Genomic DNA, 13,861 nt, shown 5'->3' on the forward strand with positions numbered 1-13,861 from the left:
CGTGAATAGTGTTACCAAAAATTAATCAATAAAAATAACGACTTATACATTTTTTAATGGCTTTTGACGCAAATTATACGCGTATAGCCCGTATATAGAGTATGCGCTTTAAAAAAAAGGCGCATACGAAACACGTTCAGCGATGACCGATTTTCGTTTGAGATCACTGCCAAAAACTGAATTCGCCCGTATGTTGCGCACGGGCAAAAAGGCATTGTGCTGTCTCGTGTCGTTTGCATTCTTTGCCATGCAGACAATGCCATTGCTCGCCAATCCGGTTAATGGAACGGTAAGTGCGGGCAGCGCCAATATCAGCTCTGCTGGAAATACCCTCACAGTCACCCAAACAACCGATAAAGCCGTCATCGACTGGCGCGGCTTTGATATCGCGAAGGGTGAAACCACGCGCTTTGTTCAGCCATCCTCTTCGTCCATGACATTGAACCGCGTGAGCAGTAACGCGCCGAGCTTCATCGACGGCAATCTGACTGCGAATGGTAATCTGGTTGTTGTAAATCCGAATGGCGTGTGGTTCGGACCCAATGCACGCGTCGATGTCAACGGCCTCATCGCCAGTACGGCGAATATCAGCAATAACGCGTTCATGAACAATACCGGCATCCTAAATTTCGATGAAGCCGGAAACCCTGATGCAGCGATTATAAATGATGGCCTTATCACCGCCAAAGATGCAGGACTTGTCGGGCTTGTTGCACCAAATGTCATCAATCGTGGCATCATTTATGCTCGCCTTGGCCGTGTAGCACTCGCATCCGGCGATACGGCGACGGTGGATTTATACGGCGATGATCTGATCAAGGTTGCGGTTTCGGACAAAGTCAAATCACAACTCGTCAGCAATAGCGGTGTGATTGCTGCCCCTGGCGGAACCATCGCGCTGACCGCCGCCGCCGGAAAAGACATCGTCAACAGTTTGATAACCGTGCATGGCGAACTGGCTGCGCCCAGCATCCGCGAACATAATGGCAAGATTATCATCGCAGCCCAAGGCAGCAACAAGACAACCAAACAAGGCCATAGCACTGTCCTCGTCTCTGGCATTCTCGACGCATCGGGCCGCAATGCAAGTGAACATGGCGGCAGCATTCAGGTAACGGGTGATAATATCGGCTTATTGGCTGGCACCCGCATCGATGCATCGGGCAGCGATGGATTATCCGGAACAACACTTGGCAAAGCAATTTCTTCCATGCGCATCGGTGCAGCCGGCGGGGATATCCGCATCGGCGGTGATTATCTGGGCGGCGGTCATACACCCACCGCGCTGAACCTTTACGTCGATAAGGATGTGTTGGTGTTGAATGATGCCCTGAATAGCGGCGATGCAGGCCGAACCATCTTCTGGTCGGATGGCACGACACAATTCTACGGCAATGTCTATGCGCGTGCACTGGGCGGCAAAGGCATTCATGCCACCACATGGAATGCGATTGCGGGCGGCAATGCCGGTGATGGCGGCTTCATCGAAACATCCGGCCACGGACATCTGGACGCTGGCGGCTATGTTGATCTCACCAGCAGCAACGGTTCACGGGGCACCTATTTCCTTGACCCGACCAACATCACCATCTACGGGAACTTCGCACCGAACTACGCAACGGTCATCACAGGTTCAACCGGCGCGCTTTCCGCCAGCTTGAAACTATGGGTGGATTCAAGCGATACCGCCAATGTCAATCTCACCTACAGCGCACTGACCACAGCAGGCGCGAATAGCTGTGCAAGTTCATGCCTAACCGCGAACGGCACATCCGGCGCAACAACCATCACCACAAGCGCTAACATCGCTTCTACACTTCAGGTCGGCCAACGCCTTCGCCTTGGCGCTGCCGGCAGCGTAACAGCCGCCTCCACGCTTGGCACAGACACCTACACCATCAGCTCCATTTCCGGCACCACTATCACATTCTCCAGCGCACTCACCGCGACATACACAAACGCAGTGGTCTATGCCGGCTACGTATCACAAATGACTGATAAAAGCGGTCTGGGTAATAACGCGACGCAGGCAACGGCCGCGAACATGCCGCTATGGATAAGCAATGGGTTTAATTCAATCGGGACCACGAATTACTCTGGCAGCTCCTACCTCAATCTCCCGAACCTCATGTCAGGCGCAACAGCGGGCAGCGGTTTTTTCAGCGCGATCAATGCGGCCGATCCGCCGGGTACCGGAAGCCAGACAGGTATGCCTTTTGGTAATTGGGGCACCGGCATTCAATCCCACTATGTCTGGACGGACGGCGTTGTATACGATTCATTCGGCTCCAATCTCAGAAAGACCGCTGCAAATCCTGTTCCGGCATTGACGACAGCCAATGTGTATGGGGTCATCTCTGCGGCGAATGACTGGCGCGACTATATCAACGGACAAGCTCTTTTCTCGACCACGACGAACACCGTCGCATGGGGCACAACGCCGACGATTGGTAATAATGTTGGCTCGTATTTCTTTACAGGAAAACTTGGTGATGTTTTTGCCTATAACAAAGCTGTATCCGCGAACGAACAGACGCTGTTGAACCAGTACATATCCGGAAAATGGAATGTTGCACTTCTTCCTCCGGGTAGTGGCGCAACTGAAGTTGCGCAGGCAACCGCAAGCGTGCAGAAAGGCGATGCGGTTGATGGGTACAGCGTCTTTACAACCCGTTATTTACAACGCTTATCGCAATCCGCAAATATCAGCTTGCAATCGTCGAATAACATCACCCTTGATTTTCAGGGCGATAATATGAATTTCACGACGGCAGGTCGCACCCTCACCCTGACAGCAGGAAATCAGATTACAACAGCATCTACCGGAACCATCACGACCAATGCGGGGGCGATCACCTTGAATGCCACCAACGGCATTTTAATCAATAATGCCTTCACGATTAATTCTGCAAATGGCGCGGTCAATATCAATAACGCTGTTACGCTTGCCGCGAATTTGAGTGTGACATCCGGTTCAGGCACACTAACCTTCGCCAGCACCATCGATGGCGCAGGTGGTTTGACCACAAGCTCTACCAATGGTGCAACAATCTTCAACGGGGCTGTTGGTGGCACAACGCCGATTACCAGCTATACCGGAACAGGCCGCGACCTTACCATCAATCAAAACATCACCAGTAGCGGCAATATCAGTGCTGCATTCACGCGTGACATCACCCTTGCCGCAACGAAAACGATTACAACGGGCGCCGCAGGCGCGCTCACACTCACCGCTGCCGGTAACAGCGTAAACGGCACAGGAAATCTGAACCTCAATGGTAATCTCAGTGTTGGCACCGGCGCTTTAACACTATTATCTGGTGTGAATGGCACGCGGCCAAGCTGGACCGCGACGACAAGCAACCTTGTCCGTCAAGGCGCAACTTTTGGCACAGTGTCCATTCAGGGTTTTCTCGATACCACGATCTCGCGCGACATTAACAGCAGCGGCAACATCACACTTCTTTCAAATCGCGATCTGACCTTAAGCCCCGCAAACACCCTGACAACCAGCGCCACAGGCGCCCTCAGCATGACCGCTGCAAACGGTTCAACAGCTGGCACGGGCAACCTTACGATCAATGGCAACCTTAGCGTGGGTACAGGCGCGCTCACTTTCCTGTCGGGAATTAATGGCACACGGCCAAGCTTAACGGTCACAACCACAAATCTTGTGCGTCAAGGCGCGACATTCGGCGCGGTCAGTATCCAAGGATTCAATGCCTTCACACTCAATCGCATTTTGAATTCAACGTCATCTGTGCTCTTTGCCAATAACACAACAACGACACTACAGAACAACGTAACAAGCACGGCATCAACCATCACATTCAGCAATCCGGTCATTATCGCGGAAGCTACGAGCATCAATGTTTCCACAACCAATCAGGCAATCACGTTTGGCAGCACCATCACCGATACGGCAGGCGGCGTTACCGAAACCCTTACGGTCAATCCTGGCACATCTAGCGCGACCTTCACTGGCGCCGTGAACGGTGTGGCCATAACGGTCAGCGCAGGGTCTGCAACGCTTTCATCGGCATGGGGCGCAACCTCGGCGCTGGGCGCAACCAGCATCACCACCACAAGCTCTCTCACATTACCTGCGATTACCGCTGCATCGCTTAGCGTCAACACATCTGGCGCAAGTTCAAGTTTGCAAGTCAGCGGCAGTCTTTCAACAACGCTCAGCGGCGGCGCGCTGAGCCTGACCAGCGGCGCATTCATCGTCAGCAATGCTGCATCCACAATTTCCAGCACCAATGGTGCCATCACGTTCAATGCAGGAAGTTCGCTGTATCTTGCAACCGCATCGGCCGCGATCAACAGCACGGGCGGCGCGATTACCTTTACGGGTACCAATGGCATAATTGTTGGCGCGGACACTTCGGTGAATAGTGGCGGCGGCAATATTAATTTTAATCAGGCTGTCACCATGGCAGCTCCGCTCAGTCTGACGCTTGGAACCGGCACACTCACTTTTGCGAGCACGATTGACGGATCCGCACCATCCTATAGCACCTTCAGCGTTCTGGCAGTTGGCGCGGGCGGTGGTGGTGGTGGCATGGATGCTGCAACACGAGGCTCTGGCGGCGGCAGCGGCGCTGCAGTTGATGCGGTCGTGAATGTGTCGGCTGGCGCTGTTTATACCGTTGCGGTTGGCGGCGGCGGCGCTGGTGGTACAAATTCGCTTTCATCAGCTGCAGGTGGTGCAGGCGGTGTGAATGGCGGCGGCTCTGGCGGTGCAGCGGGTGCATCGGGTACCAGTGGTGGCGGTGGCGGCGGTGGCGGATTCTCAGGAATTTATATCGGCGGAACCTATTACGTGGTCGCTGGCGGTGGCGCGGGCGGTGGCGGCGGTAATGAAGGCTTTGCAAAAAGTGTTGGCGGCGCAGGTGGCGGAACGCAAACCTCCAATACTGGCACGACATCGGGCGGCGTTGGACAAAGCTATTCGGGTGATGGTGGCGGTGGTGGCGGTGGCGGTGGTGGCTTCTTGGGCGGCGCCGGACAAACCGGTATTGCCGTATCGACACCGGCAGCCTTCAGCAATGGCGGCAGCAATTATTCGAATCCCGGCAATGTCTCCGCCACGATCACGCTGGGTAATGCGGGTTCCGCCAACGCGGTAAGCACCGGCGGCGGCGCAGCGACCATCGCAGCAGGCAGAGCGACATTCTATAGCTATGGCAACAATCTAGGGGTGGGTGGTACTGCCGTAGGTAGCGGAACGGCAGGCACAAATGGTGCTGTCATCATCCGTTACACAGGCACGACTGCGCAAGCATTGGTGGTGGGCGGAACCATCACAACATCGGGCGGCGATGTCATCGTGACCTATGCCAACACCGGTACAAATAGTTCATTCAGTCCGATCGCCGGATGTTCGGGAAATTGTAATCTGACCATCAATGCCGGCACCGTGAATTTCGGCGGGAATGTGGGAAGCACACAGGCGCTCGATGCCGTATCTGTAACAACCACCAACGGCTTGACACTACCAAACATCACCGCCTCCAGCGTGATAGCCCGCACAACAGGTGTCGCAGCAGATCTAACCATTGCCGCAGCGAAAGTCATCACCGCAAGCGGCAGCGGCGACGCAATCAAATTGGCGGCGGGCAGGAACTTCATCAATAATGCGGGATCAGGTGCGCTTGTCACTCCATCCGGCAGATGGCTGGTATATTCAACCAATCCTTCAAATGATACGATTGGCGGCCTCAGCAATTCATTCCGCCGCTTCAGCTGCACCTATGGCGGTTCATGCCCATCTTTCCCTGGAACAGGTAACGGTCTTCTCTATACCACCACACCTCTACTGACGATCACCCCGAATGCGCTCAGCAGTATCGTCTATGGCGCAGCAGCACCGAATTTGAGCGGCTATGCGTACACAGCAACGGGATATCTGGGTTCGGATTCCAGCGCCGATACGTTGACAGGATCATTGACCGGCAGCAGCAGTTATATAGCGGGTTCGAATATCGGCACCTATAATATCAACTACGGTCTTGGCTCGCTTTCATCGGTATTGGGTTATGGTTTTAGCTATGCGAATAACGCAAGCGCATTCACCGTCACACCGCGTCCTATCACCATTACCGCTGATGCAAAAACCAAAACCTATGGCGCAGCCGATCCAAGCCTGACCTATCAATTAACAAGCGGCTCGCTCTATGGCAGCGATAGCTTGACAGGTACGATTGCGCGCACGGCTGGTGAAAGCGTGGCAGGTGGTCCATACTCCATCAACCAGAACACACTTTCAGCTGGCAGCAATTATACGATTACCTATGTATCCGATAATCTGTCCATCACACCTGCAGCCCTGACAGTGACGGCTGCTGCAAAAACCAAGACCTATGGCGCGGCTGATCCTGCACTCACTTACACCTATTCCGGCTTGACGAACGGCGATACCGCATCGGTATTCACTGGTGCATTATCGCGCGCGGCTGGTGAAACCGTGACAGGTGGACCATATGCCATCAACCAGAACACACTTACAGCTGGCAGCAATTATACGATCACCTATACCGGAAATAATCTATCCATCACACCGGCAACACTGAACATCACCGCCAATGCGCTGAGCAAAGTATATGGCACCAATGATCCAACACTTACCTACACCATGTCGGGTGGAACGAATATCGCATTCACCGGGGCACTCTCCCGCGCGATCGGTGAAGCCGTGAACAGCTATGCTGTCTCCCAAGGCACGCTGAGTGCAGGCAACAACTATCACCTCAACTTTGTAAGCAGCACATTCGCTATCACACCGGCGACGCTCTATGTCGCGGCCAACAGCATCACCAAGGTTTACGGCGCGGTTGATCCTGCGCTCACCTATTCGGTATCGGGTCTGGCAAATGGCGACATCCTAGGCAACGTATTAACGGGTGCATTATCACGCGAAAGCGGAACCATGGTCGGCTCCTACCGTATCACCAAACATACACTAGCCTCTAACAGCGCTAACTATACGCTCGATTACACTTCTGCATTATTCAATATCATCAGCAATGACATCCCCGTAACCGTGACGCGCGTATCGCAAGACCCGACCTTGAACATGCCAACAGCCGTGCATACAACCGAGCCAAACAGTCCGACGACAACGACAACCCAAAGCCAAACCAGCACAACAAGCAATAACCCGAATGTCTCTGCGTCTGAAGTACCAACAGATTCACAAGGCGCATGGCTGCGCATTTCACCTGCACTGGCTGCTGCACTTGGCGAAGCACCCGTTTTCATCAAATACTAAATTTTAGTGGTCGGTCTTAAAACCCGCCCGAACGGTTGCGCCACCCGCGAAGCGGCAAGCGCAGAGTGAATGGCGGAAAATGGTGCAGTCACGGTTGTGACCACATTTTTAAATTGGGCACAGAGTAGTCAGTCTAAAAGCAGGGCGGGTTGCGGGAACCGCAGACGCATCGCGTCGATATAATGGTGGGCGATGGTGGATTCGAACCCCGTTTGCGAAGCAAACAAAACAATGCCGTAGGTTCGATGAAGATTTGAGAATGGTGGGCGATGGTGGATTCGAACCCCGTTTGCGAAGCAAACAAAACAATGCTGTAGGTTCGATGAAGATTTGAGAATGGTGGGCGATGTAGGATTCGAACCTACGACCTATTGATTAAGAGTCAACTGCTCTACCAACTGAGCTAATCGCCCGCACCATGGGTAAAACATGAAGCCAGGTTTCAGCGCCATGTTTTTCGAAGGCAGTGATTTAGCAAGGTACAGTATGAATGTCTAGCCATCATTCTGGGCCACAACAGATGCTAAAACCGCGTTTTTATTATGGGTTAATTGCTGCCACTACCTGGATGCGGGTCTGCGGGCTTTGCGACATGCCCATTACCGTTCCCGTTTGTTTTCGGACGCGTTGCCGATCCCCATATACTAGTTGGTTCGCCATCATTGGCTGCACGCTGGGTCAACCCCGCCATCCAGCCTTGGCTTCGGGCGCGCATCAATTCAGCATGGGCCTCGGGAGCTTTTCTCGCCAAGTCCGACAAGCTACGCACTTTATATTTTTCTGCCTGTACGCGGGCAGCTTCAAGCCAACGGCGCTGCGCCCCTGAGAACATGGTTACATCAAGACTATCAAGGTATTCATAAGGATGTGTGGTGCGCGGCGTGCACATCATACGCACCGCATCGGTCGTGGGTCTGCCCATGCCCAAATTACCGCTGATGAGGGTTGCAAACACTGCTTCCTCTTCACTTACGGTTACGCCTTCAACCGATTTCACAGCGCTGCGCGCTACTGCCAATAATGGCTTCTTGGCGAGATCGCGGCGGGCTTCGGCTTTACCGATATGCGCTTCAACAAAGGCTTCGATTTTATCAGCCGGAACTTTTGCGCGGCGAAGGAATGCGCGTGCTTTGCTTTTATCGGCCGGGTCGCTGAGCAAATGACGGCGCACCGCAAGGTAGGAGCGCTCTGGAACCACATCTTTTAATGCGCTTTGCGCATAGGCTTCAGGCAACAAGCCCGACAGATAGTTATAACAAATATGCTTTAGTAATCGGGGGTCCACTTCCTGCGGCATTTGTCCGCGGAAATAGGCCGTTGGTCGTTTATCCGGCATATCCCGCAAGGCATCATAATAATCGCGGATATCATCCAGCAATCCGGTCAATAAGCCGTGCTGTGAAAAACGCTTGGTCAGATCAAGTCCCATGGATTTCATGCGCTTGAAGAAGCCACGTTCCAACATCGCTTCGATAACCACTTTCGAACAAAGGGTCAGATAGAGTGCGCCAGGCGTGACCGAGCTGGCATTACCAAAATCAATCGACAGCCGACGGTTCACATCAAGAAATGCGCGCGCCGCCATCATCATTGCTGCACTTTCGGTTTCGGCCAGCCCCTTAGCCATGAAACTTTGGGCAAGCGGGTTAATTGCATACACCATCGCCGATGGCACCGCGCCGCCCGGCAAGCGCGCATAGCGCAATTCTTCGCCAGTAAAAATATTGCTATCCGCGCGGTAGGCACGCTCCAGCTTGGCAATTACACCTTCCATACGATCAAGAATTTCCAGCTGCGCTTCGCTTGGCATGGCGCCATAGCCGAATTTCGCAGCCTGCACCATCAATGCCTTGGTATCGGCAAATCCGCGTCCACCTGGAATACTATCCAAAGTTAAACGGCTGATCGCAGCTTCACGGCCTTCATTATGCTTGATATGGCTAACAGCCGCAGCAGCAGCCATGGTATTCGCGCCCAGCGCGTCATCGGTCTGGTGAGTGTGAATGCCAATTTCCAAAACGCGGTTATATTTTTCTTTGAACTGTTCGGCGATCATCAACAACACGTTGGTCACCGAATAGGCGTTGCCGTCCTTCACTTCGCCGGGCTTGTCATTCAATTGGCCGATCATATCCTTGATACTGATACGGCTGATCACATCGGGGTCAACGGCTTGTGCGATCAATGCGCGTTCGAACAGATGGCGATAATGTTCTGAGGTAAAACTGTCATCTGCCGTATAGCAAATAGCTAGCTCGCAGCTGACATTATATCCCTTAGCGCGCATCGCGGTTAAAATCCGCAAGGTGGCGGCGTATTCTTCGGGGTTATTTTGTGCTTCGAATAAACGGAACACCACTGGGCGGCCCTTAACATCACCCTTATTCTGTGCGCCGGCTTTTTGCGCCATGGTTTCCAGAACATAGGTCAGATCATCTTCGTGCAAAGCTTCCAAACCCACGGCAAACGGGCCGCGCACCAACAAACGCATTTCCACATCGGGTGGTAATTTCTTATCCATATGCACAATCGATTCCAACGGTGGACGGCCAAGCATCACATCGCGTTGTGGCTGTGCGCCGCTTGGACCCTCGATCGCAGTGATTTTTGCAGGGCCGGCTTGGTTGAATTGACCCACTAAATCATAAAACAAATCCAGCTTTTCATGGTTTAGCGGGATGCGATTTCCATAGGATGACTGGCTCCAGTCACGAATGACGAGCACATGGCCAAGCGAAAACGCACTTTCATCGGAAACGGACACAGCAGAAGAAACAGTATCAACCATAATGAAATTTCCTAAATGAATAGATCAGTTTGAAATACGTCGTGAACCTTATGGAACAAAGCTAATCATAAATGAGGAGGGCAAAAAAGCGTTTTTTTATCCATAAGGGTATCAGTATGCCCTTTAAGCCTAAACAACACCTTTATGTGCGTAAAATTGCGCCAATACCCTGATATTACGGGCATTTCTTAACGCCCCTTAATACAATATTATGCTGCCGCCAATGCAGGCGCCCAATGCTCGCGCTGCGCACGTTTTTCAACGCGGCGCACACCCATGGAGTGGTCGGATGCGCCATCATAAATCTGATGTCCTGAAAGCCCGCGCGCAATACCCGCCAAGCGGAACATATATTCCGCATCCTTGCTATACGGCTGGTCCGGCGTTTCCATCGCCTTGATATACAGCGTTTCCCGCGCGATGCGCGAAAAGTCCTGCATGCGTGCGCCCATGCCCATTTGTTCATCGATATGCTGCATGGTGATCTTGCGGATAAGGAAAGATAACTTGCTGCATGTTTCGGGGTTTGGGTTTGCTAATTCATCCTTGCTGATGAAGCCTTCGGGAATTTCAACGCCCTTGGCCTGCAAATACGGAACGGCCGCGCCCACAATATCCAACGGCAAACTCTTGGTGAAGTAATCCATCGTCTCAATGCTTACCTTTGGCGCGCCGCGCTCCTCGCGTTGCTTCAATAAATCGACAGTGAACTGCACATTGCTGATCGCCACACCAAACGCGGGGAAATCGGCAACCGCCGCGCGGTAAATAGGCGATACTTTATACAATGTTTGCAGGCCTTTTGGCGTTAAGGCATCGTTCTCGAAGATCACCACATCATCGCCAAATGCCTGCTGCGCATCACGCAATAATTCAGCGCGCAGATCAGGGCGCGTGCCATATAGCTGGTTGATGTATTTCGCCATATTGCGCATTGGCAATACGGCAAAGCCAACCCCCATATCCAATCCCGTCGTCGTAAAGCCAATCGTGCGCATATCGCCGGGCGCAACCGGTTTGGTGTTCGGATAAACGGCTTTGATACCGCCGGTTTCACTACGGCCTTGGCGTGAACCGGGATTATTCAACGTATGGTTCACATCATAAAAGCCAACTTCGCCCATGGCTTTGCCCAATTGGTTTTGTGCGCCATAATGGTTTTCCAGATAATCCTCAATGGAATTGTCGATCGCATCATTCAATGCGTGTTCGCGCCCGTAATTCCACGATGCGCCATTGCCCTTCGATTTTTTAACCAGCTCCAACGCGTTGCGCGCCACCAATGTTGTCTGCAAACGCTGGAAGCGTTCGCATAGACGCAATTCGGGATTATCGCCGCCTTGATGCGTGTCCTCCATCCAATCGGCCAAGTTCGCGTCCTTGTTGAATGCGGTCGTGGAACGCACGCCGCCACGCGCCGTATCGCTTTTGCTGCCGCCATGGAACTGGCGCACATGATAGGCGGTTGGGCGTTCGTTCATTTGTTTTAAAATACCCGAAACATCCTTGGCTTGAATACGCCCATCGCGCACATAAGCTTGCAGAATTTTGGGGAATAATTCCTTCATACCCGGCACCAGCAAATTGGCCTGGTCATAAATATTGCTGCGTGCGCGGGGCAAACCGCCACGGCGCATGCAATCGCTGTGCGCGAACTGGATTTTCAGCAGATTCACGATGCGGGTTGGGTCACCTTGCGCCATTTCCCACATATGGTCACGCCATGCGCGCTGCTTGAACACATCTTCGAAAATGGGCACCGCCTGTGTCAGCGTTTCAATATCTTCGAGCAACGGTACAATAACCATATTCACGCCGGTCATTTTGGAAACCAACAATGTCTCCATCATTTGCAATGCGCCCTGGCATTCTGCCAATACGTGGTCGGTGATCAGCCCATCCTGCATCCCCCCTACTTCAAAGCGTTGCAGCGTGTGCAGCGTGATGACATCTGCGTCGTGTTTGCTGTAATTGCGCATCGTATCTGCGGTCTTACCTTCGCTCTTCAACCGCGCAAAGAAATCGGTTTTCAGTTTACCCAGTACATCACCGCCCTTGCCCAGCGCACTATTCAGCAAGGCAAGTTTTTGCGCATCTTCCAAACCGGCATAATCCTCGATTTTGTAACCGAACAGTGTTTCATTGCCATTCAACAAGGTGGCCATCACCGGCTCATACACTTCTGCGGTTTCGCGCAAATGGAAATTCAAAAGCCCAAGGCCTAGCATTTTCGATTTACGGATAAGCGATAGCGCGGCTTTTTGCTGTGCGCCTTGGGTTGTGTGATACGCGGCAGTAAGCGATTGTTGGAACTTCGCATTCACTTCGTTGATATTGCCGCCATCAAATGCATAGACATTTTTAATTGCAGTCAACGCGCCTTCATATTCTTCGCGTGATAAGGGCAGATCAACGCCATTACCTGCACCTGCAATGCGCTTTAACAATGGCTCGATGATATCGGCCATTTCTGCGTTTTTAGCGGCCAGATAATCATTCCATGTACCGCCATCTGGCGCGCCATCCACCACCAAACCACTGTCATTTAATTGCTGCGCATACAATTCCGAAGCCTTATGACGGAACAGCGCCGTGGCAAGCAATAAATGCTCGGAACGAATGTTGTTGTTGCCATCCTTATCGCCCATCACCCATGTGGCGAAACGCAAACTAAGCTCGGTCAGCAGGCGTTCCTGCGCGTCATATTCATAGGGCAGTATTTTCGCATCCGATAAACGCTGCATCGCGTTATCGTTCTTGCGATAGATCTCGTCGATGTTACGGGTGAAGTCATCGGTAATATCCGCAAGCGACGCCATAATCTCCCCAAGCGGCGTCAAATTCGCCAGATTGCCGTCGTCATCCTTGAACGTCAGATCGGCTTCCTTCATGCGCTGCAACGCTTCGAACGCTTCGCCGCGTCCGTTCATGTAATCAAGCAGCAAATGGGTTTCACCCGCATTCACGCGGCGGGTCATTTCGCGCTGCGCCAAGGCGAACACACGGCGCGCATCGGTGAATGCGCTGGTCGTGTACCGTGTGGGGTGCGATGTGGAAACGGATGTGATCACGGGCGTCGCCAGTGCCGCGCGCATTTCCGCGCCGTTGGTGATCTCGCCAATACGGATGATTTCGCTTAGATAATGCTCCAATCCTTCAGGGATGATGGTTGAAAAATCGGCCGTGCCGCGTCCATGCTGCACAATAAAATCAAATGCGCGGTCACGTTCTGGGCGGGCATCTTCCACCACATTGTCATGGCTGTGGGGCGCGGCGACTTTGATAACCTGCCCGATGAATACCACATGTTCCATCACGCGGCGCAGGCGCGCGGGTTCGTTCTTGTATTTCTGGAATACACTGTCGAACACACCGTGGCGGCGTGCTTCCACGGCTTTTTCCATGCCGTAGAGTGTATTCAGAAAATTCGCATCGGCGAATTCATGCGCGCTATAGACACTGCTGTCGATGACCGGTGTGATCAATTCATCCGCGATCACTTCAAGATCAGGGATAAGATCGGCATCTTCTTCTGGAACCAGATGCTGCAAGATAGGGGCAATGAATGCCTTGGCGGTGCGCGCTTGGTAATAGGAGCGCAGATCTTCATTACTAATTCCGTCGAGCACGATGGGTTATTCCTTTAAAAAATCAGACACTGAATTTGGCGTTAAAAAATGCTTCCACTTCAAACCGGCCAACCTTATTGCCCGGAAAGCTTAACGGCTAAACCTTGCAACTAAAGAGCGTTATTTTGCAGTTGCAAAATATGGGGAATTCGCCCAAAAACTTGACTAAAT

Annotated in this window: 3 protein-coding genes and 1 tRNA gene; 1 reads left to right on the plus strand and 3 read right to left on the minus strand. The window is 52.6% G+C overall.

Going from position 1 to position 13,861, the window contains the following annotated elements; genetic code table 11:
* Window positions 1-142 precede the first annotated feature (142 nt).
* Complete coding sequence (locus SFW65_08190; GenBank protein ID MDX1923091.1) at window positions 143-7,273, plus strand: MBG domain-containing protein; 7,131 nt, start codon at window positions 143-145, stop codon at window positions 7,271-7,273.
* Between the two features lie 337 nt (window positions 7,274-7,610).
* Here SFW65_08190 and SFW65_08195 read toward each other — a convergent pair.
* The 3 genes from SFW65_08195 to SFW65_08205 form a co-directional block, all read right to left on the minus strand.
* Window positions 7,611-7,686 (minus strand) — tRNA-Lys (locus SFW65_08195).
* A 134-nt stretch (window positions 7,687-7,820) separates the two neighbouring features.
* A complete protein-coding gene (locus SFW65_08200) occupies window positions 7,821-10,061 on the minus strand; it encodes a hypothetical protein (protein MDX1923092.1) in 2,241 nt (746 codons plus the stop codon).
* A gap of 209 nt (window positions 10,062-10,270) precedes the next feature.
* Window positions 10,271-13,690, minus strand: coding sequence for a phosphoenolpyruvate carboxylase (locus SFW65_08205; protein ID MDX1923093.1), 3,420 nt, complete (start codon window positions 13,688-13,690; stop codon window positions 10,271-10,273).
* Between the last annotated feature and the right edge of the window lie 171 nt (window positions 13,691-13,861).

Source organism: Alphaproteobacteria bacterium (assembly GCA_033762625.1).
GTDB lineage: Bacteria > Pseudomonadota > Alphaproteobacteria > UBA9219 > RGZA01 > RGZA01.